Source organism: Thalassolituus pacificus (genome assembly GCF_025318105.1).
Classification (GTDB): domain Bacteria; phylum Pseudomonadota; class Gammaproteobacteria; order Pseudomonadales; family Oceanobacteraceae; genus Venatoribacter; species Venatoribacter pacificus.
In genome coordinates this window covers 19,316-44,896 of the sequence record NZ_JAOANI010000029.1, presented here as the reverse complement: position 1 = coordinate 44,896, position 25,581 = coordinate 19,316, and the positions used below count along the sequence as shown (strand labels likewise).

General features: G+C 52.8%; 23 protein-coding genes. 15 read left to right on the top strand and 8 right to left on the bottom strand.

The features are described from left to right. Window positions 1-126: 126 nt before the first annotated feature. The 4 genes from NYR02_RS17955 to NYR02_RS17940 all read left to right on the top strand — a co-directional run bounded on the left by NYR02_RS17955 (window position 127) and on the right by NYR02_RS17940 (window position 2,692). Window positions 127-777 carry a DUF938 domain-containing protein gene (locus tag NYR02_RS17955; protein ID WP_260977744.1) on the top strand — a complete coding sequence of 217 codons (651 nt, stop codon included), beginning with the start codon at window positions 127-129 and terminating at the stop codon, window positions 775-777. Next, window positions 770-1,366: a DNA-3-methyladenine glycosylase I gene (locus NYR02_RS17950; protein ID WP_260977743.1), complete on the top strand. Its 597-nt coding sequence runs from the start codon at window positions 770-772 to the stop codon at window positions 1,364-1,366. The genes NYR02_RS17955 and NYR02_RS17950 overlap by 8 nt, the downstream gene beginning before the upstream one ends. A gap of 50 nt (window positions 1,367-1,416) precedes the next feature. After that, window positions 1,417-1,776, top strand: coding sequence for a hypothetical protein (locus NYR02_RS17945; protein ID WP_260977742.1), 360 nt, complete (start codon window positions 1,417-1,419; stop codon window positions 1,774-1,776). A gap of 220 nt (window positions 1,777-1,996) precedes the next feature. Further along, window positions 1,997-2,692, top strand: a complete 696-nt coding sequence (locus NYR02_RS17940; RefSeq protein ID WP_260977741.1) for an MgtC/SapB family protein — start codon at window positions 1,997-1,999, stop codon at window positions 2,690-2,692. A 12-nt stretch (window positions 2,693-2,704) separates the two neighbouring features. Here NYR02_RS17940 and NYR02_RS17935 read toward each other — a convergent pair whose 3' ends face one another. The 4 genes from NYR02_RS17935 to NYR02_RS17920 are packed head-to-tail and all read right to left on the bottom strand — an operon-like array spanning window position 2,705 to window position 6,609. After that, on the bottom strand, window positions 2,705-3,880 hold the full coding sequence (locus NYR02_RS17935) for an ABC transporter permease (protein ID WP_260977740.1): 1,176 nt from the start codon (window positions 3,878-3,880) through the stop codon (window positions 2,705-2,707). Continuing rightward, window positions 3,873-4,850 (bottom strand): ABC transporter ATP-binding protein, encoded by a 978-nt coding sequence (locus tag NYR02_RS17930; RefSeq protein WP_260977739.1) that lies wholly within the window; start codon window positions 4,848-4,850, stop codon window positions 3,873-3,875. Before NYR02_RS17930 ends, NYR02_RS17935 begins: the two co-directional genes overlap by 8 nt. Continuing rightward, the gene (locus NYR02_RS17925; protein ID WP_260977738.1) at window positions 4,847-5,818 is read right to left on the bottom strand and encodes an HlyD family secretion protein; all 972 of its coding nucleotides are present in this window, start codon (window positions 5,816-5,818) and stop codon (window positions 4,847-4,849) included. Before NYR02_RS17925 ends, NYR02_RS17930 begins: the two co-directional genes overlap by 4 nt. After that, window positions 5,815-6,609 (bottom strand): TetR/AcrR family transcriptional regulator, encoded by a 795-nt coding sequence (locus NYR02_RS17920; protein WP_260977737.1) that lies wholly within the window; start codon window positions 6,607-6,609, stop codon window positions 5,815-5,817. The genes NYR02_RS17925 and NYR02_RS17920 overlap by 4 nt, the downstream gene beginning before the upstream one ends. Before the next feature lie 192 nt (window positions 6,610-6,801). Here NYR02_RS17920 and NYR02_RS17915 point away from each other — a divergent pair, with 192 nt between their 5' ends. Genes NYR02_RS17915 through NYR02_RS17905 form a run of 3 tightly spaced genes read left to right on the top strand, consistent with a single transcriptional unit; the run spans window position 6,802 to window position 8,359 of the window. Continuing rightward, the gene (locus NYR02_RS17915) at window positions 6,802-7,449 is read left to right on the top strand and encodes a L,D-transpeptidase family protein (protein WP_260977736.1); all 648 of its coding nucleotides are present in this window, start codon (window positions 6,802-6,804) and stop codon (window positions 7,447-7,449) included. 3 nt (window positions 7,450-7,452) lie between these two features. Beyond that, window positions 7,453-7,896, top strand: coding sequence for an acetyltransferase (locus NYR02_RS17910; RefSeq protein WP_260977735.1), 444 nt, complete (start codon window positions 7,453-7,455; stop codon window positions 7,894-7,896). A gap of 34 nt (window positions 7,897-7,930) precedes the next feature. Beyond that, window positions 7,931-8,359, top strand: a complete 429-nt coding sequence (locus NYR02_RS17905) for a hypothetical protein (protein ID WP_260977734.1) — start codon at window positions 7,931-7,933, stop codon at window positions 8,357-8,359. 86 nt (window positions 8,360-8,445) lie between these two features. Here the strand turns inward: NYR02_RS17905 and NYR02_RS17900 are convergent, their stop codons facing one another. Then, window positions 8,446-9,354, bottom strand: a complete 909-nt coding sequence (locus tag NYR02_RS17900; protein ID WP_260977733.1) for a hypothetical protein — start codon at window positions 9,352-9,354, stop codon at window positions 8,446-8,448. 347 nt (window positions 9,355-9,701) lie between these two features. On the opposite strand from NYR02_RS17900, the gene NYR02_RS17895 reads away from it, so the two are divergent. Further along, a complete protein-coding gene (locus tag NYR02_RS17895; protein ID WP_260977732.1) occupies window positions 9,702-11,900 on the top strand; it encodes an OsmC domain/YcaO domain-containing protein in 2,199 nt (732 codons plus the stop codon). Between the two features lie 70 nt (window positions 11,901-11,970). On the opposite strand, the gene cobA is transcribed toward NYR02_RS17895, so the two are convergent. Together cobA and NYR02_RS17885 are read right to left on the bottom strand one after the other, a co-directional pair. Beyond that, window positions 11,971-12,819, bottom strand: a complete 849-nt coding sequence (gene cobA / locus NYR02_RS17890) for a uroporphyrinogen-III C-methyltransferase (protein ID WP_260977731.1) — start codon at window positions 12,817-12,819, stop codon at window positions 11,971-11,973. Further along, window positions 12,819-15,575 carry a nitrate reductase gene (locus NYR02_RS17885; protein ID WP_260977730.1) on the bottom strand — a complete coding sequence of 919 codons (2,757 nt, stop codon included), beginning with the start codon at window positions 15,573-15,575 and terminating at the stop codon, window positions 12,819-12,821. The genes cobA and NYR02_RS17885 overlap by 1 nt, the downstream gene beginning before the upstream one ends. A gap of 117 nt (window positions 15,576-15,692) precedes the next feature. Here NYR02_RS17885 and NYR02_RS17880 point away from each other — a divergent pair, with 117 nt between their 5' ends. The 7 genes from NYR02_RS17880 to NYR02_RS17850 all read left to right on the top strand — a co-directional run bounded on the left by NYR02_RS17880 (window position 15,693) and on the right by NYR02_RS17850 (window position 24,485). Further along, window positions 15,693-15,893: a hypothetical protein gene (locus tag NYR02_RS17880; protein ID WP_260977729.1), complete on the top strand. Its 201-nt coding sequence runs from the start codon at window positions 15,693-15,695 to the stop codon at window positions 15,891-15,893. Between the two features lie 161 nt (window positions 15,894-16,054). Beyond that, a complete protein-coding gene (locus NYR02_RS17875) occupies window positions 16,055-16,858 on the top strand; it encodes a response regulator (protein ID WP_260977728.1) in 804 nt (267 codons plus the stop codon). Window positions 16,859-16,881: 23 nt separating this feature from the next. Then, window positions 16,882-17,391 carry a GGDEF domain-containing protein gene (locus tag NYR02_RS17870; RefSeq protein ID WP_260977727.1) on the top strand — a complete coding sequence of 170 codons (510 nt, stop codon included), beginning with the start codon at window positions 16,882-16,884 and terminating at the stop codon, window positions 17,389-17,391. A gap of 527 nt (window positions 17,392-17,918) precedes the next feature. Continuing rightward, a complete protein-coding gene (gene nirB, locus NYR02_RS17865; protein WP_260977726.1) occupies window positions 17,919-20,483 on the top strand; it encodes a nitrite reductase large subunit NirB in 2,565 nt (854 codons plus the stop codon). A gap of 10 nt (window positions 20,484-20,493) precedes the next feature. Further along, the gene (gene nirD / locus NYR02_RS17860; protein WP_225691934.1) at window positions 20,494-20,859 is read left to right on the top strand and encodes a nitrite reductase small subunit NirD; all 366 of its coding nucleotides are present in this window, start codon (window positions 20,494-20,496) and stop codon (window positions 20,857-20,859) included. Window positions 20,860-20,927: 68 nt separating this feature from the next. After that, window positions 20,928-22,412, top strand: a complete 1,485-nt coding sequence (locus NYR02_RS17855; RefSeq protein ID WP_260977725.1) for a NarK family nitrate/nitrite MFS transporter — start codon at window positions 20,928-20,930, stop codon at window positions 22,410-22,412. Window positions 22,413-22,655: 243 nt separating this feature from the next. After that, a complete protein-coding gene (locus tag NYR02_RS17850; protein WP_260977724.1) occupies window positions 22,656-24,485 on the top strand; it encodes a bifunctional protein-serine/threonine kinase/phosphatase in 1,830 nt (609 codons plus the stop codon). A gap of 38 nt (window positions 24,486-24,523) precedes the next feature. Here NYR02_RS17850 and NYR02_RS17845 read toward each other — a convergent pair whose 3' ends face one another. After that, window positions 24,524-25,480: a DMT family transporter gene (locus tag NYR02_RS17845; RefSeq protein ID WP_260977723.1), complete on the bottom strand. Its 957-nt coding sequence runs from the start codon at window positions 25,478-25,480 to the stop codon at window positions 24,524-24,526. Window positions 25,481-25,581 lie beyond the last annotated feature (101 nt).

Genomic DNA, 25,581 nt, shown 5'->3' with positions numbered 1-25,581 from the left:
TAACTCATGACGGATAATGCCCTGTTGCGCTGTTATGAGGCGCATAAAATGCACGTATCCTACTTGTGCAGTCACTCAGCTATGACATACTCCGCCATCGTTAATAGTCCTGCGGGAGATAAGGTTATGGTCGAGGTCGGAAAGCAGCCGGAGGTTTTGCAACCGAAAGCCGCCAACAGCGCTGAACTGCCAGTCTCCGACGCTTGTCTGCGCAATCAGCAGCCTATCTCTGACGTGCTGGCACGCGAACTGCCGGAGCACTCGGTTGTGCTGGAAATTGGCAGTGGCACGGGGCAGCACGCCGCGTTTATTACCCGCCGCCTGCCCGGTATCAAATGGCAGCCGTCCGAACTGGCTGGCCGTATTGGCGACATTAATGCCTGGCGTGAAAACAGCCAGAATGCCAACTTTTTACCGCCGCTGGTGCTCGATGTCGCGCAGGACCTGTGGCCGGTCAAACAAGTGGATGCGGTGTTCAGTGCCAATGTGGTGCATTTTATTGGCTGGCCTAAAGTCCGCGCCATGATGTCTGGCATTGGCCGGGTACTGAAGCACACCGGGCTGGCGTTTTTTTATGGCCCGTTTAATTATGGCGGTCAGTTCACCAGTGAAGGTAATCGGCTGCTGGACCAATGGTTGCGTGAACGTGACCCGGACTCCGGCATTAAAGACTTTGAACAAATCGTGCTGGCGGCGCGTAAAGAAAAACTGCGTCTGATGAAAGACATCGCCATGCCCGCCAATAACCGTCTGCTGGTGCTGCAAAAATATGTCTGATGCATCGTCCTCCTCTGTTGTAAAAGCACTCATTCCCTGCGCCTGGGCGAAAGGGGATGATTATCTTGAATATCACAACAACGAATGGGGTGTCCCCAATTTTGATCGGCAGAAACTGTTTGAAAAGCTCTGTCTTGAGGGGCAACAGGCAGGGTTAAGCTGGATTACCGTATTGCGTAAACGTGATCATTACCGCCAATGTTTTCACGGCTTTAATCCACAAAAAATTGCCCGCATGACGGATGAGCAGATTGAACTATTACTGACCGATACCGGCCTGATCCGTAACCGCTTAAAATTATATGGCATCCGTAAAAATGCGCTGGCATTACTGGCACTGGAACAGCAGGGCGTCGATTTTGTCGAATTCCTCTGGGGTTTTGTCGATGGTCAGCCAGTGATCAACCGTTACGCCAGTATGAAAGAGGTTCCGACTGAAACCGCCGCCGCCAAAGCCATGAGCAAGGCGCTGAAAAAAGCCGGATTTACCTTTGTCGGCCCGACCATCTGTTATGCCTTTATGCAAAGTATGGGATTGGTGAACGACCATATGACCGATTGCCCCTGTCATCCGGATAACCGATCCTGACGCGGGTTATGCTGTATTTTTGTATTCAATTTAAAAGGAATTATGCTCTGATGATCGTCTGCAGATTCGTGGCCGCCGCATTGCTGCTGGCTCTTACTTCGTTTGCTTCTGCTCAGGAAGAAAGCAGCACCGATACACGTGTCTTGGTGTATCTGGACGAAGTCGGCGGCCCGTATTTTGATGAATGGTATCTGCAGGGCAATATTGCCCGGCCGGAAGGGCTGACACTGCAGCGCAGCGGTAAATCCGGCGAATTGTCGGTTCCTGTGACGGTCGACTGTCACGCTGCAACGGTTAGCGTCAGCGGACCGGGGTTGGTGTTTGAAAGCATGGATATCAGCGCCGCCGAGGCGCAGGAATATATTATTGCGCCCCTTGCTGAAGCGGTTATTCAGAAAGTTTGCCCTTAACCTGTCATTTATTCGCAGTGCTCATAAGTCGTGCCCGTAAGTGGTACCCATAAGTAGCGCTCAAAAATAGCGCTCAGGCGCCACGATCATCCCTGTGTTATCTGTCTTCTTTTTCTGTTCGCAGCCGAGCTTATCAGTGTTCGGCGGTTTGACGAACCGACTGATATGAACCAGTTTTTATAACAGGTTGTATTTTTCAGGCGGGTAAAGGAGCAGACCTTTGACACTCAGCAGTGATGAAACCGAAATGCTGGTGCGCTTACTGACGGCGCTGGCAGCGGGTGTTCTGATTGGTTACGAGCGTTCTTACAGCGGCCGGCCTGCGGGCTTCCGTACCCATGGCCTGGTCAGTCTGGCGTCCTGTATGCTGATGCTGGTCACCGTTTATGAAGCGCACTGGCTGCGCACATCGGTTGATTTAATTCGCCTTGATCCTACCCGGATGGCGCAGGGCATTATGACCGGTATCGGTTTTTTAGGTGCCGGTGTGATTATGAAAGACGGCATTTCGGTACGTGGTTTAACCACGGCAGCGTCTATCTGGATTACCGCAGCCATCGGCATTCTGGCCGGTATCGGTTTTTATGTACCGATGCTTATTTCTGTTGTTCTGACGCTGGGTACGCTGTCGCTGTTTCGCTGGATAGAATCGCTGATGCCCAGTCAGGTGTATTACCATTTTGATGTGCGCGTGGCGCGGACTTCGGATATGACCGAAGCAACACTGCGCGCTTTACTCGAGCAGCATGGCTTCAGTATTGCCAATTTCAGTTACCGGCTGGACGCGGAAGAGCAGGTCCGGCGTCACGGTATGGTACTGCGCACCTCTGATCGCAACCGCGTTGCGCGATTGTTTACCACGCTGGAAGGGCTGGATTCTATTCAGCAGTTCCGTATTACGCCAACCGGCGACTGAAATTTACCGCCATCAGTCGAGTCGCTTTTTAAAGCGCAGCGCGGCAAAGGCTAAACCGCCCAGTGTAAATGCCGCCAGCCATAACGCATCGCGCTGTAAATTCCAGAGCAGAGCATCACGTAACACAATGCCGCGTACCATGCGCATAAAATGCGTGGCCGGCAGTGCTTCGGAAATAATCTGTGCCGGCTGCGGCATGGCCTCGTAGGGGAACATAAAGCCCGATAATAAAATCGATGGCATTAAAATAAATACCGTCATCTGCATTGCCTGCAGCTGGGTTTTGGCTATGGTGGAAATAACCAGTCCAAGGGTCAGGCTGGCGAAAATAAACAGCAGGGCCGCCACCAGTAAGGTCAGTAATCCGCCCCGAACCGGCACCGAAAAAAGCAGATGTCCGATGCCTAAAATAATGCCCACCTGAATTAAGCCAACCAGTACATAAGGTACGATTTTACCGATCATTAATTCCATCGGTTTTACCGGGGTGGCGATCAGAAATTCCATATTGCCCTGTTCACGTTCGCGCACGATGGCGGCGGAGGTAAACATGATCATCGTCATGGTCAGAATAATGGCCAGCAGCCCGGGCACAATATTGACCACGCTGCGCTGCTCCGGATTAAAAAACTGCACCACTTCAAAGGTGGGGACGTTATCTTTTAGCGCCCGCCCGGCCAGCGTATCCAACGGCAGCTGGCGCAGGCTGCGGATGCTGGCGGCAATCACGGTATCACCGCCATCAACCAGCCACTGGCCAACAGGTTGCAGGGTTTGGCTGTTACTGTGGCCGCTGTCGCGGTTAAAGGCCGGATGCACACTCAGGCGCTGACCGAGATCGGCGGGCAGGTAAAGCACGGCTTTAACATCACCACGGATAATGGCCTGTTCTGCTTCCTGAGCTGAGGCGTAGACCCGTACAAAGTCGACGGTCTGACTGGCCTCGGTAATGGCAATGAGTTCGCGGCTGTAAGAGGACTGACTCAGGTCGACCAGTCCGGCCGGTATATGGCGCACGTCGGTGTTTATGGCGTAGCCAAACAGCAGCAGCTGTACCAGTGGAATCATCACAATCATGCCAAAGGTCATGCGGTCGCGCGCCAGCTGGCGGATTTCTTTAACCACAATGGCGGCAACGCGGCGCCAGGTGGCCAACAGCGGATTGCTGTTGACGCGGTATTCAAACATGACGTTCCCCCTGCTCAGAATCCGAACCCGCAGCCGCTCTGGCCGTTGCTGAGGAAACCGAATGCTGACCGGTGCAGGCCACAAACACATCTTCGAGGCTGGGACGTACGGCTTCGATGCGGCGGCCATTCACCTGAGCCTGCAGCCACTGCTGTGGTTGTTCGGTCTGATCGCGAACCAGTACCCGCAAACGGGTGCCCAGCTGCGCCGTCGACAATACCTGCGGGCATTGTGTCAGCTGGCTTTTCAGGGTGCGCAGATCGTCGCCTTCAACCTCCAGTACATGAGCGCCCAGGGTGGCCATCAGCTCCGCCGGTGAGCCGTCGGCGCGTTTAATGCCATTTTCCAGAATGGCCAGTGCATGGCAGCGTTCGGCCTCATCCATATAGTGGGTGGAGACCAGAATGGTGGTACCGGCATTACACAGGTCGAACAACCGTTCCCAGAATTCGCGGCGGTTTTCCGGGTCAACCGCCGAAGTTGGTTCATCAAGGAATAACAGATCCGGGTGATGCAGGGTGGCGGCTGCCAGTGCCAGCCGTTGTTTCTGACCGCCACTGAGTGAGCCGGCCAGCTGCGTCTGGCGCTTATCCAGTGCATACAGGGCGAGTAATTCGTTGACCCGCTCACGGCTCTGACGGCTGTTAAGGCCGTAAATCTGCGCAACAAAACTGAGGTTCTCGCGGATGCTGAGGTTGTCGTACAACGAGAATTTCTGCGTCATATAGCCAATGCGCAGGCGCAGGGCTTCGGCGTATTGAGGCAGGCGCTGACCTAGTACTTCAACCTCGCCAGAGGTGGGTGTCAGCAGCCCGGTCAGCATGCGGATCGAGGTGGATTTACCGCAGCCGTTGGGGCCTAAAAAGCCATAAATAGTCCCGCGCGGAATCTGCAGATCAAGATGATCAACCGCGATATTTTTACCGAAGCAGCGTGTCATTTGCCGGACGTTAATCGCCAGATCGCTCATGGTTTGCTTCCCTGTACTGAAGTATCGTCTGGCAGTAAAACCTCAACCGCCAGACCGCTGGCGAGCCCGGCGGGCATATCGCTCAGTACGATTTCCGTCAGATGCATCAGTCGTGCGCGGTCGCGTTCATTCAGCGCGAAATACGGGGTATAGGCGGGCTGCGCACGGACATTCCGCACCCGGCCATGCAGGGCTTGCGGCAGACCTTCGATGCGCACCTCAAGTTTGCTGCCAACACTCAGTGCGGCGATCTTACTTTGCGGCACGTATACCCGCACATAGGGTTCGGCATCGGCGAGTAAGGTCAGCAGGGGCGTGCCGGTGTTCACCCGAGAACCGGCTTCGGCAGCTATCAGATCGACCTGAGCGGCAACCGGTGCGCGCAGGGTTAAATTGGCCAGATGCTTTTGCTCTCCGGCCAGACGCGCTTCGGCGGCTCTGAGTGCGGCCTGGGCCTGACGGATTTTTTCCGGCCGGGTGCCATTGGTTAACTGACGCAGTTGTTCTTCGGCCTGATCGAGCCGGGCAGCCGCAGCATCGTGCTGGGCGATGGCGTTGTCGAGTTCGGCCTGACCAATCATCTGTTGTTTAAACAGAGTGCGGTTACGGTTCAGACGCTGACTGGCTTCGGTCAGGCTGGCGCGGGCGGCTTCTGCGGCGGCCGCGGCGGCGGCGCGTTCCTCGCGACGTGCCCCGGCGAGTAATTCATCCAGAGCTGCGCGGGCACTGTCGAGTTCAGCCTGACGCTGCTGCACACGGCTTTGGGCCAATGTGTCGTCCAGGGTCAGCAGAATATCGCCGGGCTGAACCTGTTGGCCTTCCTGAGCATTCAGCGCGCGGATCACTTCGCCGACCGGCGCGCTCAGGCTGATACGGTCGCGCTCCAGAGTGCCCAGTGCAACCGATGAATCGTCACTGCTGCAGGCGCACAGTAATAAGCAAAAGGATACAAACCATAGCGTTTTCATTGTGGGGTCTCCCCGCTGTTGGTGGTGGTATCCGCAGCGGATTCTGATTGCGTGAATACGCCCTGACTGAACAGGCGGCTGTTATGGCCAGCCAGCTGAGTGAGGGTTTCCGGGGTAACGTGAATGCCCAGGCGGCGCAGAATGAGCGGCGGGGCGATTAATGGAAAGACCATCAGACTGACAAACGACAGCCGGGCAAACTGTGGATTAACACTCTGATCAAATTGGCCGGGCAGTAATAAGGCTTGCTTCAGCCAACTGTCAGAGGCTTGCACCACGTCGCTGAAAACGCGGCTTAGAATAGCAAAAGGTTCCAGATCATCGCCTTCACTCAGTATGCGGAACACCAGCCGCGGCAGATGCGGGTGGCGACCCATAATCCGGTAATAGGTCTGCATCAGATGTTCAGCCTGTTGCTGGCCGGATGCCGTCTGTCTGGGTTGTGATTGCTCAGCGGATGTCTGGGTCGGATGTTCTCCGGCATGGCGTAACGCCGCCAGCACCGGTGCCAGGGTTTCGCGTATCATTGCTTCGAACAGGCCGGCCTTGCCGCCAAAGTAGTAACGCACCAGTGCGGCATCGACTCCGGCATAACGGGCGACTTCGCGCAGGGTCACGGTGCGGTAGGGGCGGTTGGCAAAGAGTTCACGGGCGGTTTCCAGTAAAGCCTCACGGGCGTCGGAATCGCCCAACGGGCGGCCACGGCGTGTTTTTTTAGCAGCGGCTGTTGCAGCGGTTGGCGCTGCATCCGGACCTTTGGTTCGGCTGTTCTCTGAAGGGGGCTGTTGCATGCTGATCGCCTGTTTTCATCACTTGATGAATATCCTAGGTCAGCGGCTTGTGGATTGGCAGCGGAATAATTCTGCGGATCGCGCTTGCTGATGAATTAAGGGGGCTTACCCGTGGGTTGTTGTTGGTTTGTGGTTTATTGACTAAGTACTCAGCGCAATACAGACTGGCTGCCAAGGTTACTGGGATATACGTTGCAGATTGGTTGCGCTGATAGCCGTCTGAACGGTTTATCTGAGCGTGGATGCAATAACAGAATTGGGGCGTTTACGGTGCGACAGATAATTTTACGGGCGTATTCAGCCATAAAATTCTCACGTAGATTGTTGTTTAAAAGTGCGAGTGGTGGTCTTTTCTGTTGTCTGCTTGCAATGCCATCTGCTGATGCCGGTGCTGATTTTCTAACGACTGATTTGCAAACCGTTGATCTGGTAACGGTCGATAAATCGGAAAGAAAAATGTACCTGCTCTCGGGCGGTAAAATCGTTAAAGAATACCGTGTGGCTCTGGGAGCAAATCCGCAAGGCCACAAACGACAGGAAGGTGATGAAAGAACTCCTGAGGGTGACTATACGCTCGATTATAAAAAAGAAGATTCTGCTTTTTACCGGGCCATGCATGTCAGCTATCCGAATGCTGTTGATGTTGCAGCAGCAAAGAAACAAGGTGTGTCTCCGGGCGGCTTTATTATGGTGCACGGTCAGCGCAACGGCCTGGGGTGGCTCGCGCCGCTTGCACAATATTTTAATTGGACGAACGGTTGCATCGCACTCACTGATGCCGAAATGGATGAGTTTATGACTCTGGTCAGGGTTGGCACACCAATTCGTATTGAGTGGTAAGTTATGTTGAACACAGCAAGGGTAAAATCATCAGAGTATCCGCAGCTGATCGAAATCTGGGAAGCATCGGTGCGGGCAACGCACGATTTTTTAGCCGAGCAGGATCTGGTTGAGTTAAAACCACTGATTCTGGAGCAATATTTTGCTGCGGTTGAATTGACGGTGGCAAAAGATACTGATGCTCAGATTCTGGGATTTATCGGCGTCAGTGAAGGCAATATTGAAATGCTGTTTATTGCACCAGACTCCAGGGGGCTGGGCGTAGGGAAGCTGCTTACCTGTTATGCCATTAATAATCAGCAGGCGACCAGAGTGGATGTGAACGAACAGAATGAGCAGGCGCTGGGGTTTTATCAGCATCTGGGTTTTTCGGTTATCGGGCGCTCGCCACTGGACGGACAGGGCAAGCCTTATCCTCTGCTGCACATGGAATTATCAGCCGCTTAACAGGCTGGCAAAAATACACAATAAGGATATTGCTATGAGTGAACCGGCCATGTGGGTTCGTAATCTTTATACCGGCACCGGTGGTGGTGCCTATGCCGGCCCCGGCGGAGGCCTGTATCGCGGCCCGGGAGGCGGTGCTTCTGTCGGCCCTGGCGGCGGCCTGTACTGCGGACCGGGTGGCGGGGCTTATAAAGGCCCTGGTGGTGGATTGTATACCGGACCTGGCGGTGGTGCTTATGCTGGCCCAGGGGGCGGTTTGTATATGGGGCCTGGCGGTGGTTTATACACTGGCCCGGGTGGTGGGCTCTATGCCGGTCCGGGCGGTGGGCTGTACACCGGCGCAGACCCGAATCCCTTTATGGCTAACTTTCCTCCATGGCCTGTTTTTGCCCGTGAGCTCAGGGCGATGGGTAAACACCGGGAGGCGGACTTAATTGAAAAAGCACTGCGGCGTAGGGGATGAGTCTCAGCGTATGATAAAGATAGGCCTGTACTCATCGGTCACCTTATTGCACGGTGAGCACAGGATCAGGATGGCAAAATAAACCGTCAGATATAGTCAACCATAATCCGGCTCCACATATTCTCCGCTAACACTGCAATCTTCTCGTCGTCCGCGGGAAAGGCTGGTCCCTCTCTGAAAATGCCGCCAAACTTTCTCTCCAGCTCCGTTTTGTTGTGCAGGATGGCGCTTTTCAGAAAGAGATGTATCTGCGATTTAAGCTGGTCTTTTGCCGGAATTTCATACCAGCCGATATTCTCCGTTTCGTAAAAGCGAACAATGCTGTGCGCACGATAGGCTTTGCCTTTGGTTTTAAAATCGAAGGTTAAACGAAACTGTATTTCAACATTTTTGCCATCGTCATCGGGCAGGTCATAGATCACAAAGGCCATATCGCCTTTTATACCAGGCGGTGTGCGCGCAGGCAGGGGTTCTGTGGTGATGCTGCAATCAAAAGGTTGCACATAGGTTTTATTGCCCAGAGAAAGAGCAATATTGTTGGTCTCACGACAGTCGTAATCGTTGACACATACTTTATTGCCAGAGCGCTGGACAACGCGGTCACAAAGGCTCGGGGCATCATCAGGGAAGGTGCTGCTGTCGCAGGCTCTGTTCAGTACCTGCCATTGTTTGCCAAGGTAAATTGCCTGATGTTGATGCAGATTGCTGTTGCGCAGGGAAAAACTCTTGCTGGCGAGTGCTTCTGCCTCGGTGGGAAAAGCATCGGATATAAAATGTTCCTGATTAAAACAGTAACTGGCAATAAAAGCCTGCTCACGCTCATCGAAGGTAATCACCGCATGCTGGGTATCAATGGCGTCAAAAACAAAGAAATGCTGCCGCCAGCCAGCGCTGTTGCTGAATGTTGATGGGTTATTGTTGCGGCTCAACAGCGTGTTGCTCCAGCGTTGCAGGGTATCTTCCAGTGATGTCCTGATATCGGGTGTAACGTCCATATTCCTGCTCTGATCGTGACTTGGCCTGCCAGTATAGCGTCTGCCCAAAAGGTTATGAATAGAGCTAACAATAAGAGTGCGGAGTTGTGCTGTTGGTGGTCGGTTGTACTGAGGACAGCTCGCTGAAGGTGGCGTGCCGAAAATGACCGTTTTTTAACCATGTGTTAACAGGCCCTGGGGGGTTCGACAGTTACCAACAAGGCAGAGCAGAAGGTTTGTGGCGTATTGCCAAACAGCAAGCAAGACTCGGCGCGCAAAAACTGGATAATAGCGACTATTATTGTACGGGGCCCTGTCAGCGGGCTGCCAATGTTCCCGTCCATCATCTGCTTATTCTGGTACTGTGCATGCAAATTAAGGTCAATTTTCTCGATAATCTTCGTCTGGAAGCAAAGTTTGATGATTTTACGGTGGTGGCCGACCAGCCCATCCGTTACAAAGGCGATGGCTCAGCCCCCGGTCCGTTCGATTATTTTCTGGCCTCTTCAGCTTTGTGTGCGGCGTATTTTGTCAAGTTGTACTGCCAGACCCGGGATATCCCAACAGAGAATATCCGCCTGTCGCAAAATAACATCGTCGATCCGGAAAATCGCTACAACCAGATTTTTAAAATTCAGGTAGAGCTGCCGGAAAATATTTCGGAGAAAGACCGCCAGGGTATCCTGCGTTCTATTGACCGTTGTACGGTGAAAAAAGTAGTGCAGACCGGCCCGGAGTTTGTGATTGAAGTGGTCGATAACCTCGATGAAGACGCGCAGGCGCTGTTGATGACACTGCCGGCCGACAATGCGGCGACCTATATTCCGGGCAAGGATTTACCGCTGGAACAGACCATTGCCAATATGTCGGGCAAGCTGGCCGATCTGGGCATGAAAATCGAGATCGCTTCCTGGCGTAATATCGTGCCGAATGTCTGGTCGCTGCATATCCGTGATGCCGATTCGCCCATGTGTTTTACCAATGGTAAAGGCTCCAGCAAAGAAAGTGCGCTGGCCTCGGCGCTGGGCGAATTTCTGGAACGCCTGAACTGCAATTTCTTTTATAACGATCAGTTTTTTGGTGAAGAGATCGCTAACGCCGATTTTGTTCATTACCCGCAGGAGCGCTGGTTTAAACCCGGCCCGAACGATGAACTGCCGCAAGAGATTCTCGATGAATATTGTCTGGATATTTATAACCCGGATGGCGAACTGTGTGGCTCACACCTGTACGATACTAATTCGGGCAATGTTGAACGCGGTATCTGCTCGCTGCCCTATGTACGTCAGTCTGATGGCGAAACGGTCTATTTCCCCTCGAATCTGATCGAAAATCTGTTCCTCAGTAACGGCATGAGCGCCGGTAATACCCTGGCGGAAGCACAGGTACAGTGTCTGTCAGAAATTTTTGAACGCGCCGTTAAACGCGAAATTCTGGAAAATGAAATCGCGCTGCCGGATGTTCCGCAGGACGTTCTGGCAAAATATCCGGGTATTGTTGCCGGTATTCAGGGGTTGGAAGAGCAGGGCTTTCCTGTATTGGTAAAAGATGCCTCACTTGGCGGGCGTTTCCCGGTGATGTGCGTCACCCTGATGAATCCGCGTACCGGCGGTGTATTTGCTTCTTTCGGCGCCCATCCGAGTTTTGAAGTCGCGCTGGAGCGCAGCCTGACCGAATTATTACAGGGGCGCAGCTTTGAAGGCTTAAACGATTTGCCACAGCCAACTTTCGAAAGCCAGGCCGTGCAGGAACCGAATAATTTTGTTGAACACTTTATTGATTCAACAGGGTTGGTGTCCTGGCGCTTTTTCAGTGCTAAAGCCGATGTCGATTTTGTTGAATGGGATTTTTCTTCCAATAACGAAAAATCCAATGAAGAAGAAGCGGCTAAACTGTTTGCTATCCTCGAAGCACTGGAACTGGACAGCTATATGGCGTTGTACGACGATTTAGGCGTGCAGGCCTGCCGTATTCTGGTGCCGGGTTATTCTGAGGTTTATCCGCTGGAAGATTTAATCTGGGATAACACCAATAAAGCCCTGTATTTCCGCGAAGATATTCTCAACCTGCATGCGCTTAACGATGAACAACTGGAGGATCTGGTCGAGCGCCTGGAAGAAAGTGGTCTGGATAACTACACCGATATCACCACCCTGATCGGCATTGAATTTGATGACAACACTGTCTGGGGTCAGCTGACTATTCTGGAACTGAAACTGCTGATTTATCTGGCTCTGGATCGTCTGGAAGAGGCGAAAGAGCTGACCGAAACCTTCCTGCAGTTTAATGACAATACAGTAGAGCGCGGGCTGTTTTATCAGGCGCTGAATGTTCTGCTGGAAGTGGTGCTTGATGACGAACTGGAGCCTGAAGACTACATCGGCAATTTCCGCCGTATGTACGGTAACGAGCGTATGGATGCTGTGGTCGGCTCCATTGAAGGCAGTGTACGTTTTTACGGTTTAACACCAACCAATATGCAGCTTGAAGGGCTGGATAAGCACCTGCGTTTGATAGCCAGTTATAAAAAGCTGCATGCAGCGCGGGCGGCAGCGGCGGGGCTTTAAGCACCAGTCATTACGCTTATATTTATTAATGCCAGACGAAAGCCCTGCAGTGCAGGGCTTTTTTATACCCTCAGGCTACTGCCTGTGCATTCAGCTCAGCCTGCAGTTCTTTATTGCTGCGTGCCATCGCTGCCACTTCTCCGACAATAATCAGCCCCGGACCATCGCTCTCGCTTTTCAGATAACGTTCGGCCAGATACGCAAGATCCATCAGTACGCCTTTAAAAACCTGTTGGTTGGCTAACGTGCCGTTGGTGATTAAAGCCACCGGGGTGGATTCGTGCAGGCCTTCCTGCAGCAGTTGGGCGGTAATCGGCCCGGCCTGGCGCAGGCCCATATAAAATACCCGGGTTGGATTCTGGCACGGAGAAAATTCGTTAAATTTGCTATGGCCGGAATGCAGTACCAGCGCATTGCCGTAATCGCGGTGGGTGAGGGGAATACCGGCTGCCGCGGCACAGCCTCCGGCGGCGGTAATGCCGGGGACAATATCCACTTCCACGCCGCGCTGTTGCAGGTATTCCATTTCTTCGCCGCCGCGACCAAAAATAAAAGGATCGCCGCCTTTTAAACGCACCACGCGCTGGTATTTTCCGGCAGCCGATAGCAAGGCTTTATTAATATCCTGCTGCGTCATTTTATGCGCGCCACAACGTTTTCCGGTATGGATACGTGCACACTGGCGCGGCAGCAGGGCGAGAATATCGTCAGAAATCAGGCTGTCGTACAGCACCACGTCGGCCTCGGCGATGACCCGCATGGCTTTTAAGGTCAGCAATTCCGGATCGCCCGGACCGGCGCCGACCAGCCAGACTTTTCCTGAACCTTTCTGCTCTTTGCTGCCTGGTGGATTGCTCAGTTTGGATGCATGCAAAGAGGACGCATGTTTTACCGGATTTTTTGCCTGTATTGTCATCATTATAATTCCACTGCAGTGCAGGCCGCGTCGCTGAACAGGGCTGCAGGTTGTGTATCGCTACCGGCGCTGTGGCTGGCCAGCAGGGTTTTTAATTCGGGAATGCAGGAGCCGCAATTGGTGCCGCAACGCAGAGCCTTGCCCAGTGCGTCGCTACTATCGCAACCGTTATTAATGGCCTGAATAATCTGTTTTTCACCGATCTGGAAGCAGGAGCACACAATAGCGCCATGATCCGGGGCATCAGCCGGTTGGCCGGCAAGCAGAGCACGGCGCTGCTGGCTGCTCAGTTCGCTCTGGGCAAAGCATTCGGTCAGCCACTGACGGTTACTGAACTGCAGATCTTTATGCACAAAAATGACGGCTTCAAGCTGGTTATTAACAATCAGAACATGGCGGTAATGTTGCTGAGCGGGGTCGCTCAGCGTTAACCACTGGCCTTTTAACGCTTGGTCCGGCAGCCGTTGACGCAGAGCATCGACAAACTGGCCGGCATCGCCCTGACCAGCCACTTCGTAGACCATGCCAGGATTATGGATGTCGTCGCCAAACACACCGCAGGCCCAGTAAGCGCAATCCGGCGTGCCGATATCATGGCGGCTTAACACAAAGCCCTGCCACCCGGGGCGGAAAGGCTCGGCATTAACGGCGCTGAATTTCAGTTCCGGCTGACCGGAGATGGCGTCCACGCTGCTGTCGGTCAGGGTGCCCATGCGTGCGGCACTGGCGTAACGGCTGGTCCAGTGCATGGGTACAAATATTTCGCCGGTGCGCTGGTTATCACTGATATGGGCACGCAGCAGCAGGCTGCCACGGGGGTTGAATATCCGGACCAGCGAGCCGTCTTCAATCCCGCGCAGGGCGGCATCCTGCGGGTGAATATCGGCGTATGGTTCGCTGATATGCTGTGCCAGCCTCGGTGCTTTACCGGTGCGGGTCATGGTGTGCCAGTGATCGCGTACACGGCCGGTGTTCATAATCAGATCGCCGCCAGTACGGGGCACTGGCAGTTCGGGGGCAACGGCAATAAAACGTGCTTTACCGTTATCGGTGTAGAAGCGACGGTCATCAAAAAAGCGCTGACGCCCCTGCGGATATTGCGCATTCACCGGCCACTGTACCGGTGCCATGGCGTCGTACTGCGCGCGGCTCATAGCGCTTAATCCGCTTAAATCAAAATCACGGCTGCCGTTATTTTCAAAGGCCGAGAGTCTCGCATGCTCGTCAAAAATATCGGCCGGATGGCTGTAGTTAAATGCATCTGCATGACCCAGGGCATGGGCCACCTGGGTGATAATCCACCAGTCGGGCATGGCTTCACCCGGTGGCGGCAGAAAACCGCGCTGACGTGAAATGCGGCGTTCGGAGTTGGTGACGGTGCCGTTTTTCTCGCCCCAGCTGGCCGCTGGCAGCAATACATGGGCAGCGGCAGCAGTATCGGTATCGGCCATGCAATCGGAAACCACCACCAGTTCGCAGTGTTTGAGAGCTTCCTTTACATCGTCGGCATCGGGCATGCTGACCAGCGGGTTGGTGGACATAATCCACAGAAATTTGATCTCGCCGCGTTTAACTGCCTGAAACAGGTCAACGGCTTTCAGGCCCGGACGTTCGGCCAGATTGGGTGCCTGCCAGAAACGCCGTACCCGGTCGCGCTCGGCAGCGGAAAAATCCATATGCGCAGCCAGCTGATTAGCCAGTCCGCCCACTTCACGGCCGCCCATAGCATTGGGCTGACCGGTAATGGAAAAGGGCGTGGCGCCGGGTTTACCAATACGGCCGGTGGCTAAATGCACATTGATGATGGCATTGCCTTTATCGGTGCCGGTCGCGCTCTGGTTAATACCCTGAGAATAAAAAGTAACCGTGCGTGGGGTATCGGCAAACCAGTGAAAGAACTGCGCCAGATCTGAGGCTTCGATATCCAGCTGGCCGGCAACGTCTTTCAGACTGCGGCATTGTTGCCGTGCGGTCTCCAGCGCGCTGCCAAAGCCTTCGGTATGCAGGGCGATGAAATTGTGGTCGAGGTTATTGGTTTCACCGAGATACGCCAGCAGGGCGGTAAACAGAAAAGCATCACTGCCGGGACGGATAGCCAGATGCAGATCGGCGAGATCACAGGTAGCGGTGCGGCGCGGATCAATCACCACTACTTTCATATCCGGGTTGGCTTTTTTCGCGGCCACCATGCGCTGATACAACACGGGGTGGGCCCATGCCGCATTGGAGCCGGTAAGCACCAGCAGGTCGGCCTGCTCTAAATCTTCGTAGCAGCCGGGCACGGTGTCGGAGCCAAACGCGCGCTTATAGGACGCAACGGACGAGGCCATGCACAGACGGGAGTTGGTATCCATATTGGCGCTGCCGATAAAGCCCTTCATCAGCTTATTGGCAACGTAATAATCTTCGGTCAGCAGCTGACCTGAGCCATAAAAGGCCACGGCATCCGGCCCATGGGTATGGATTACCTGCTGAATTTTATCGGCAATCAGGTTGATGGCCTGAGTCCAGCTGCTGCGCTGGCCGTTCATGAGCGGATACAGCAGGCGACCGTTATGGCTGATGGTTTCATGCAGCGCTGAGCCTTTTACGCACAAGCGGCCAAAGTTAGACGGATGACGGCTGTCTCCGGCGACCGGTAACAGCTGTCCATTCTGCTGGCTGATATCAACGCCGCAGCCAACACCGCAGTAAGGGCAGGTGGTCTGCGTTTGCTGTATGGCGGTTAACGGCGTTGTTGTCTGCTCAATGGCGCTCATCGGCAATCCACTCTGAAAAATCCCAAAAAAAAGCGCCCACAGGTTTTTACCTGTGAGCGCCAATGCTCATTCTGCACAACATAGCTTTCGTCGCGACAGGCCTTGTAAGCGCTGTGTATGACGGTTGGCATCTGCGTTGATGCCGGAAACAGCCAGGTAGCGGCCACTTCGTTATCTGAAGCAATTCAAGATAAATGCCAACCCTGCGGAACGGCCCTGAAAAATAACAGCAAAGGCACAGAATGGCTCGTTTGCGCGGGCGGGCATGATATTCAGCTGGCCAATACTGGCGCGGTTAAAAAGAAAAATGCGTTTTAGCGGAGCGCAGGCTAACCACTGTGATTCAAGTTGGTGCGAAGTTGCCTGTGATTTAGCCGTCGCTACCTGCCTTTGCGCTATAAGCAGGCAAAATCGTTGCTACACTCGGATGAACGGCTTCAGGTGTGCCGGTCAATTTGTACAGAAAGGTCCTGTATGCAATGACAGATGAAATCAATAACCCCGGAATAAAGCGACTGCTCGCCGAAATTCCTTTGCTGAATCGCCGTATTCAGCATTATCAGCCGGGTATGCCGATAACGATTCTGGCGTTCGGTACCAGTACTGTACCGCCGTCACTGGCAGAAAAAATCCGTACTGCGGGTTACCGGCTGAAAGAGGTGGAGTCTATATCGCATCTGCTGCATCACGAAGGTAATAACACCTGTGCGCTGATCGTTAATCTTGATTCTCTTAACAGCAAGCAACAGCAACGTGTGCTGCAGCTGGCGCAGCAGAATCTGCATTTGCCGGTGCTGGCCATCAGTACCGCCAGCGGGCTGGAAGAACGTATTATTGCTATCCGCATGGGGGCTCAGGCCTTTATTACCACGCCGGTTAACGATGATCAGGTTCTGGCAGAAATCAATGCCCTGACTGAACGCTATGAATGCGATCCTTATCAGGTACTGATTGTTGATGATCAGCCTTCTGTGGCGGAGTTCCTTTCTTCTGCTCTGCAGGAGGCGGGTTTTCATACCCATGTGATTACCAAGCCAATGACTGAGCTTATGCCTTATCTGCAGAATCATATCCCCGATCTGATTCTGCTTGATCTTTATATGCCTGGCATTAATGGTCAGGAGCTGGCCGGGGTGATCCGCCAGCAGGATAATCTGATCAGCGTACCCATCGTTTTCCTGTCGAATGAAATCAGCCCCAAAGTTCAGGTGCAGGCGATGTGTACCGGTGCCGATGTTTTTCTGAGCAAGCCGGTGCAGCCGGTTGATCTGTTGTTTGGGTAGAGTCGCGCATCCGTCGCGGGCGTATGGTACGTAATCTGGTAACCCGTGATTCTCTCACGTCCTTACTCAACCGGCGGGAGTCGATGCGCCGACTTAAAGAAGAAGTGCTTCGCTGTCAGCGTTATGGCAATAAACTGTGCGTTGCACTGCTCGATCTGGACCGCTTTAAACGTATTAACGATACCTATGGCCATGCGGTTGGCGACCGGGTGATTAAACATTTTGCCCTGTTGTTAAAAAACGGTCTGCGTGATGGTGACATTGTCGGCCGTGTTGGTGGCGAAGAGTTTATGGTCGTGCTGCCGGAAACAACGGTGGCAGTTGCCCGGCGAACTTTTGAGCGTCTGGCCGAAGAACTGCGCGAGAACCCGTTCAGTGATTTTTCCTATACTTTTTCCGGTGGGCTGGTACGTTGCTTACCCGGCGTTATGGATGATGCTCTGCTGGAGCAGGCAGACGTTGCTTTGTATGAAGCCAAAGCCGCCGGTCGTGATCAGGTTGTCTGTGTGGATCATCCGGTATCCGGACATTGATAAAAAAAGCCACACGCGGAATTCTCTGAATCCGGTGTGGCGAGTGCGCGAATCCGCTTCACAGAGTGAGCGTTTAACGGCCTGAGCATCGCAGGAATTCAATCTCAGCGCAGCCCCTTTCATTGCGTCTGTCTGCCAATCAAAACATTGTGCTTTCCTTATTCTGCCGTGTGCACTCATTTATTACCGATAGCCCTTCATAGGTGCCATTGCCTCTGCTCCGAATGGCTTGCTGCGATTCGTGTTGTCATCAGGCTTCAGGTGATCCCGGATGCGTTTTTTTATTGCCCTTAATCAGGGCGACCGGCTGTTTATCTGGTGTTTTCTGGTGCATTTCCCGGATTTAAAAATCAGCCTGGCGCCATAAACAGGCTGTTGCTTGCTGAAAACAGGGCAAATTTATTCTTTGGCATTCATGTTGCTAAACCCCTTGTGATGTTTTCGCACTGCAACGGCGTGGTGTGAAAAGAGAGCAACGATGCAAATACAGGAGAAATCAGATTATGACCCGATAGCGAGGCCATCCCATGAGCAAAAAGCGTATTATTGTCGTTGGCAACGGCATGGTTGGACACAACTTTATCAACACTCTTGCCACCTCCGAACATTCCTCCGAATTTGAACTCGTTACCTTCTCAGAAGAACCGCGTCTGGCTTATGACCGGGTACAGCTGAGCAAATACTTTTCCGGCTATACCGCCGCCGATCTGGCACTGACCACAGCAGATGATTATGAACGTCAGGGCGTTGTATTTACCCTGAACGATAAAGTCGTGGCCATTAACAGCCATGAAAAAACCATCACCACCGCCAGCGGGCGTAAAGAAGGTTACGACAAGCTGGTACTGGCAACCGGTTCTTACCCCTTTGTTCCGCCGATTCCGGGCAAAGACCAGGATCACTGTCTGGTTTACCGTACTATTGAAGATCTTGAAGCTATTTCTGCCTCGGCCGCCGTGAGTAAAACCGGTGTTGTTGTGGGGGGCGGACTGTTGGGGCTGGAAGCTGCAAACGCGTTAAAACAGGCCGGGCTGGAAACCCATGTCGTGGAATTTGCGCCGCGTTTAATGGCCGTACAGCTGGACGAAGGCGGCGGTCAATTACTGCGCCGTAAAATTGAAGATCTGGGCGTTACGGTTCATACCGAAAAAAATACCAAAGAAATTGTGGCCGGGCAGGAATGCCGCTATCGCATGAATTTTGCCGATGGCAGCTTTCTGGAAACCGATATGATTCTGTTCTCTGCCGGTATCCGTCCGCAGGATGAACTGGCGCGTCAGTTCGGACTGGATCTGGGTGAACGTGGCGGTATTGTTATTAATGATTACTGTCAGACATCCGATGACGATATTTATGCCATTGGTGAATGCGCACTGTGGGATAACAAAATTTTCGGTCTGGTTGCTCCCGGCTATCAGATGGCCAAAGTCAGTGCCGCACATATTGTCAGTTCGTTAATTACCCACGAAGAACCGGCGCTGGCCTTTAAAGGTGCCGACATGAGCACCAAACTTAAATTGCTGGGCGTTGACGTTGCCTCCATTGGTGATGCACACGGACATACTGCTGGCAGTCAGAGTTATGTATTTAATGACGATATTGCCGAAGTCTATAAACGCCTGATTGTTTCTGCCGACGGTAAAAAATTGCTGGGTGCGGTGCTGGTGGGTGAGGCTGAGGCTTACGGTACGCTGTTGCAGTTAATGCTGAACGATATGGATATTCCCGGTAACCCGGCGGCACTGATTCTGCCAGCGGTGGATGGTGAAGCTTCCGTCGGACTGGGCGTTGCTGCCTTACCGGAAACGGCTCAGATCTGTTCCTGTTTTGATGTTACCAAAGGTGATCTGGCGGCAGCGGTGCAGGGCGGTTGTTGCACGATGGGGGATATTAAAGACGCGACTAAAGCTTCGACCGGCTGTGGTGGTTGTTCTGCACTGGTGAAGCAGGTGATGGATGCTGAGCTGGTGGCTCTTGGTGTTGAGGTTAATAACAATCTGTGCGAACACTTTGCTTATACCCGTGCTGAGCTGGCGGATATTATCCGTGTTAAAGGCTACACCACCTTTGCTCAGGTATTGCAGGGGCATGGTAAAGGCCATGGCTGTGAAATCTGTAAACCAACGGTCGGTTCTGTACTGGCCTCCTTTCATAACGAATACATTCTGAAAGACGAGCATATCGGTCTGCAGGATACCAACGATATTTTCCTCGGAAATATGCAGAAAGACGGTACTTATTCCATTGTGCCGCGTATTGCCGGTGGTGAAATTACGCCGGATAAACTGATCGTACTGGGTGAAATTGCCAAAGAATACGACCTGTATACCAAAATTACCGGTGGACAGCGTATCGATTTATTCGGCGCGCAATTACACGAATTGCCGCAGATCTGGGAGCGTCTGGTTGCTGCCGGATTTGAAACCGGCCATGCCTACGGTAAATCGCTGCGCACGGTGAAATCCTGTGTTGGCAGTACATGGTGTCGCTACGGTGTGCTCGACAGTGTGTCGATGGCGATTGCACTGGAGAACCGCTACAAAGGCCTGCGTGCTCCTCACAAAATTAAGTTCGCCGTATCCGGCTGTACCCGCGAATGTGCGGAGGCACAGAGCAAAGACATCGGTGTTATTGCCACCGAAAAAGGCTGGAACTTATATGTCTGTGGTAATGGTGGTATGCGTCCGCGTCATGCTGATTTATTTGCCACCGAACTGGACGATGAAACCCTGATTAAAACCATTGACCGTGTACTGATGTTTTATGTACGCACCGCCGACCGTCTGCAGCGCACGTCGGTATGGATGGAAAACCTTGAGGGCGGACTGGATTACCTGCGTGAGGTCGTGGTCGACGACAAACTGAGTATCTGCAGCGAACTGGAAGATGCTATGACTCGCGTTGTGAGTACTTACCAGTGTGAATGGAAAACAACACTGGAAAATCCGGAAAAACTCAAACGCTTCCAGCATTTTATTAATGCCGATGAAGATGACAGCAACCTGCTGTATGTGCGCGAGCGTGGTCAACGCCGTCCGGCAACCGCAACCGAGCGGATTGAACTGGTTAATCTCAGTACAGTACAGGGTTAAGGAGCAGATTATGACATTATTAAATTCAGTAAAAACCGGCCAGGAACAGGCCGTTGATCAATGGAGCAGCATTTGTCTGTTAGAGGATATCGCTCCGGATACCGGTGTGTGCGCGCTGTATCAGGGCGAGCAGGTGGCACTGTTCCGGATCGGTGACAGTGATCAGGTGTTTGCCATCAGTAATTACGATCCGCTGGGTGAGGCCAATGTGTTATCACGCGGTATTGTCGGTTCTGTTGGTGAGCGGCTGGTGGTGGCATCACCTTTATATAAACAGCATTACGATCTGGCGACCGGCGAGTGTCTGGAAGACAGTGATCTGTTGCTGAAAACCTACCGGGTAAGAGTGGAGGAACGGCAGGTTCAGCTGAGCTGAACCCAGGGCCTTACTGCAACGCTGCCCGTAACGCGGGCAGTGATATTAATTACCGGATGAATTATCTGATGACGGTCGAAAAATTTAATCTGTTTAATTTCAGCGGTAAGATGAAAGTACTTCATCTTAGCTGGATCGCATTTTTTATTACCTTTGTTGTGTGGTTTAACCATGCACCCATGCTGCAGGCGATTGCCGCCAGTCTGGGGCTGAGCGCTGCGGAAGTTAAAACACTGCTGATTCTTAACGTCGCGCTGACCATTCCGGCACGGGTTATTATTGGCATGCTGACGGATCGTTTTGGTCCACGTATTGTTTACTCGCTATTACTGGCGCTATGTTCAATTCCTTGCTTTATGTTTGCCCTGGCTGATGATTTTACTCAGGCCGCGATTGCCCGCTTTCTGCTGGGCTTTATCGGTGCCGGTTTTGTGATTGGTATTCGTATGGTCAGTGAATGGTTTCCGGCTAACGAGCTGGGAACGGCTGAAGGGATTTACGGTGGTTGGGGTAACTTCGGCTCTGCGGCGGCGGCATTCACCTTGCCGGTTATTGCGCTGTTATTTGGCGGCGACGATGGCTGGCGTTATGCCATTGCTCTGACCGGGGTTCTTAGCCTGCTGTTCAGCGTTATTTATTATCGTAATGTTTCGGATACACCGAAAGGCTCTACCTACTTTAAGCCAAAGCATGTCGGTGCGCTGGAAGTCACCAGTAAAGGCGATTTTTTCTTTCTGCTGGTGATGAAGGTGCCTATGTATGCGGCGCTGGCATTATTGGCATGGAAACTGTCTCCGGCTGGTGTCAGCATGCTGACCGATACCATGGCAGTGGGGATTTATATCGGCCTGGTGCTGTTGTATCTGTACGATGTCAGCCATGTCTGGAATGTTAATAAAACGGTTTTCAAAGAACCGGTCGCTGAAATTCATCGTTATAAATTCCGTCAGGTGGCGGTGCTGAATATCCTGTATTTTGCTACCTTCGGTTCTGAACTGGCGGTTATTTCCATGCTACCGCTGTTTTTTGCCGAAACCTTTGAACTGACACCGGTTATGGCCGGTATGGTGGCTTCGGCTTATGCCTTTATGAACTTGATGTCACGTCCGGGGGGCGGTTGGTTGTCGGATAAATTCGGCCGTAAGCCAACCCTGCTGATTCTGACCCTGGGTCTGTCTATTGGTTATTGTGCGATGGCTATGGTCGACAGCAGCTGGCCGCTGTGGCTTGCCGTTGTTGCGGCAATGGCCTGTTCGTTCTTTGTTCAGTCCGGAGAAGGTGCTGTGTTTGCTGTCGTGCCATTAATCAAACGCCGTCTGACCGGGCAGATTGCCGGTATGACCGGAGCCTACGGCAATGTCGGTGCCGTGACCTATTTAACGGTGTTGTCATTCGTGGATTATTCAACTTTCTTTATGGTGATCGCGGCGACGGCTGTCGTGGGCTTTATTGCTCTGTTGGCCATGGAGGAACCAGCAGGCCATATTGCTGAGGTGCGTGATGATGGTACGGTTGAAATGATTGATGTGAACTCTGCTGCAACGGCGCGCTGAGTTATAAGTATAACGATCAGGCGAACCAGACATACGGTGACAGCAGGTGCTTACCTTCCTTCATCAGTTGTACCGTGTCTGGATATTTCGCCTATTGCGCTGTTGCGCACTGTGTAAAACGGGACGGATATCAATGAATACCGGGCTACTCTCTCACGTCTTGGTATTCATCATCTGTGCATCGTTTTACACAAGTTTTTTATTGCAGGACGTTGGGCATTAATACCTGATTCAGAGACATCTATGCAGACTGACAGAGCATTAAATAAGGAATATGGTCTTGCCACTGAAGGTGACATTATCCGTCGGCCTTCTGCCAAACGCCTGATGGTCACGCTGGGCGGCTACTCGTCTGCAGGCCCGAAAGACGAAAATCAGGATGCTTTTGCTGCCTGTCTTACCACCCAGGAGCATTATAAAGGGGTGGCCCTGTGTGTCGCCGACGGTGTCAGCTGCAGCGAGCATGCGCAGCAGGCAAGCACCACCAGTGTGACGCATTTTCTGCAGGATTATTACAGTACGCCCGACAGCTGGGATGTAAAAACTGCAGCAGGACGGGTTTTATCGTCACTGAATGCCTGGCTGTATCATCATGGCCAGCAGGCCAGTGCCCGCCATAACAGTCTGGTAACGACCTTCAGCGGAATTATTTTAAAATCCAATACTGCGCATTTACTGCATGTCGGCGATAGCCGGATTTATCGTCTGCGTGCCGGTGTTCTTGAGTTGCTGACCCGCGATCATAATCATCAGCAGGGAGGGCGTCAGTACCTTAGCCGGGCGCTGGGCATGGATACCCATCTGGAAGTCGATTATCAGACTCAGCCCCTGCAACAGGGAGATGTATTTATGCTCACCAGCGATGGTGTGCATGGTTTTTTAACCGCCCAGCAATTACAGCAGACTCTGAATAATGCGTTGCAGGCTGCAACCGGCAGCCACGGAGTCAATCAGTATCAGCTGGAACAATGCAGCAAACAGCTGGTGCAACAGGCTTTGGCCCAGGGCGGTGACGACAATGCAACCTGCTGTTTGCTGGTGGTTGAACAATTGCCGCAGACCAATCTGGAAGAGGCGCACCGCACTTTGTGTGAGCGGGTGATTCCGCCGGTGATGAAAACCGGCGATAAAATTGATAATTTTCAGATACAGGAAATTCTGTATGCCGGTACGCGTAGCCATGTTTACCGGGTGCGTAATCTGCGCGACCAAAAAGACTATGTATTAAAAGCACCGTCGCTGAATTTTCAGGATGATCTGGTTTATCTTGAGGGATTTGTGCGCGAGCAATGGGTTGGCAGCCGGATCAATCACCCGAATATTATGAAGATTTACCCGCCACTGGATAACAGCCGCTTTCTTTATCATATTTGTGAAAAACTGGATGGCGACAGCCTGCGCCAGTGGGTGCATGACCACCCGGCTCCGTCTGCTGTCGATGTCCGTAAGCTTACCGGGCAATTAATTCATGCACTGCGGGCATTTCAGCGATTGGGCATGGTGCACCGTGATTTAAAGCCGGAAAATGTGCTGGTTGACCGCGATGGCGGTATTAAATTAATTGATTTTGGCACCGTTCAGGTACGCGGCCTGGCAGAAATTAACAGCGCTGTTAAAGAAGAATACCCGCAGGGATCGGTTAATTATATTGCACCTGAAACCGCTCTTGGCACGACAGGCCTGAATAATGCCAGCCATCAGAGTGACTTATTTTCGCTGGGCGTTATGGTCTATGAGCTGTTCAGCGGTGCGCAGCCTTTTGCGATGGATCAGGTACACCGGCGCGGAGCAAAATCGTTTTCGCAATGGCGCTATACATCGCTGTTGCAGTATCGTCCGGATTTACCGCTGTGGCTGGATCTCTGTATTCAGAAAGCCTGTGAACCCAATCCGGTGGAGCGTTATCAGGCGTATTCTGAATTCTGGACCGACCTGCATCAGCCTAATGCTTCGCTGCAGCGGCAATACCGGCAGAAGCCGTTTATGGAGCGCAACCCACTGCGTTTCTGGCAAATACTCAGTGGGCTTTTACTGCTTGTGATTATTGTACAGGCGCTGATTTTTTCCGGCTGATTCAGGGCCTGTCGACATGAGTCTGTATTAACCGCTGATCAGCGCTTTGCGCTTTTCATTGCACACATCACCATCAACACTATCAGCGCGCAAAAAATAAGCTGAGCAAAGGTAATGCTGTCACGCAGCATCAGGCTGATAAAGGCCAGGGTAAAAAATGGCTGCAGCAATTGCAGCTGACTGATTTTGGCGACACCCGCCGTGGCAAGGCTGCGATACCAGAAACGAAAGCCCCACAGCTGACTGATCAGCCCCAGATAAAGCAGGGCGAGCAGGCTTTGCACGATATTCTGCTGGTTGCTGTGTACTGCTTCCTCAGCCCACAAACTTCCCCATACCAGCGCCGCCAGTGGCAAATATAAAACCACCATCCAGCAGATGGTCTGCCAGCCACCAATCATTGCGGCTGCTCTTGCTCCGGCGCTGTAACCCAGACCGCCAAACACTAAGGTCGCGATCAGCGTCAGCACATGCTGTGGCTCAAAAGCAGGCAGACTGCCGATGCTGGTGATCACATAACCGGCGAGCAGACCGCAACCGGCAACCGAAAAAAACCAGAAGCGTGGCGGATGACGTTCACCCTGCAACAGAGTGGCCAGTAATGACGTTACCAGTGGCAGCCCGGCCAGTACCACGCCCATATCAGCAGCGGGTATACGGGTCAGGCTGAGGCTCAGTAAATACGGAAAGCCCAGTACCACACCAATACCGGCCAGCAGCAACCAGGGTAAAGCCCGCAGCGGCGGACGTTGCCAGTCATTAATCACGATGACAACCCAGGCAACCAGTCCTGCGATCAGCGCCCGGCTGGCGGCAATAAATTCGGCTGAAAAACTGCTCAGAGCAATTTGCGTCATCGGAATGGTGAGGGCAAACAGCATCACCGCAAATAAGGCCTGATGAATGGCATTAAATGCAGCTGGCGGGTTTTCCGGTTTGCCGCTGTCAGTGGCGCAGTCAGGAGGTGCAGGGATGGTCAGAGGCGGGTTTTGCATACATGGCCTTTTGGGTTGGCAGAATCTGAAGAATCATCATGCCGTGGTGCGGGTTGTAGCAGCAGACGCAGGCCAGGAGAGAAGCAACGGTACAGTCGCGT

Coding starts and splice junctions, on each gene's coding strand:
- NYR02_RS17870 (WP_260977727.1), top strand. CDS start 16,882: ATGGTACGTAATCTGGTAACCCGTGATTCTCTCACGTCCTTACTCAAC.
- NYR02_RS17845 (WP_260977723.1), bottom strand. CDS start 25,480: ATGCAAAACCCGCCTCTGACCATCCCTGCACCTCCTGACTGCGCCACT.
- NYR02_RS17945 (WP_260977742.1), top strand. CDS start 1,417: ATGATCGTCTGCAGATTCGTGGCCGCCGCATTGCTGCTGGCTCTTACT.
- nirB (WP_260977726.1), top strand. CDS start 17,919: ATGAGCAAAAAGCGTATTATTGTCGTTGGCAACGGCATGGTTGGACAC.
- NYR02_RS17955 (WP_260977744.1), top strand. CDS start 127: ATGGTCGAGGTCGGAAAGCAGCCGGAGGTTTTGCAACCGAAAGCCGCC.
- NYR02_RS17875 (WP_260977728.1), top strand. CDS start 16,055: ATGACAGATGAAATCAATAACCCCGGAATAAAGCGACTGCTCGCCGAA.
- NYR02_RS17900 (WP_260977733.1), bottom strand. CDS start 9,354: ATGGACGTTACACCCGATATCAGGACATCACTGGAAGATACCCTGCAA.
- NYR02_RS17850 (WP_260977724.1), top strand. CDS start 22,656: ATGCAGACTGACAGAGCATTAAATAAGGAATATGGTCTTGCCACTGAA.
- NYR02_RS17880 (WP_260977729.1), top strand. CDS start 15,693: ATGACGGTTGGCATCTGCGTTGATGCCGGAAACAGCCAGGTAGCGGCC.
- NYR02_RS17935 (WP_260977740.1), bottom strand. CDS start 3,880: ATGTTTGAATACCGCGTCAACAGCAATCCGCTGTTGGCCACCTGGCGC.
- NYR02_RS17855 (WP_260977725.1), top strand. CDS start 20,928: ATGACGGTCGAAAAATTTAATCTGTTTAATTTCAGCGGTAAGATGAAA.
- NYR02_RS17920 (WP_260977737.1), bottom strand. CDS start 6,609: ATGCAACAGCCCCCTTCAGAGAACAGCCGAACCAAAGGTCCGGATGCA.
- NYR02_RS17950 (WP_260977743.1), top strand. CDS start 770: ATGTCTGATGCATCGTCCTCCTCTGTTGTAAAAGCACTCATTCCCTGC.
- NYR02_RS17925 (WP_260977738.1), bottom strand. CDS start 5,818: ATGAAAACGCTATGGTTTGTATCCTTTTGCTTATTACTGTGCGCCTGC.
- NYR02_RS17930 (WP_260977739.1), bottom strand. CDS start 4,850: ATGAGCGATCTGGCGATTAACGTCCGGCAAATGACACGCTGCTTCGGT.
- nirD (WP_225691934.1), top strand. CDS start 20,494: ATGACATTATTAAATTCAGTAAAAACCGGCCAGGAACAGGCCGTTGAT.
- NYR02_RS17905 (WP_260977734.1), top strand. CDS start 7,931: ATGAGTGAACCGGCCATGTGGGTTCGTAATCTTTATACCGGCACCGGT.
- cobA (WP_260977731.1), bottom strand. CDS start 12,819: ATGATGACAATACAGGCAAAAAATCCGGTAAAACATGCGTCCTCTTTG.
- NYR02_RS17895 (WP_260977732.1), top strand. CDS start 9,702: ATGCAAATTAAGGTCAATTTTCTCGATAATCTTCGTCTGGAAGCAAAG.
- NYR02_RS17910 (WP_260977735.1), top strand. CDS start 7,453: ATGTTGAACACAGCAAGGGTAAAATCATCAGAGTATCCGCAGCTGATC.
- NYR02_RS17885 (WP_260977730.1), bottom strand. CDS start 15,575: ATGAGCGCCATTGAGCAGACAACAACGCCGTTAACCGCCATACAGCAA.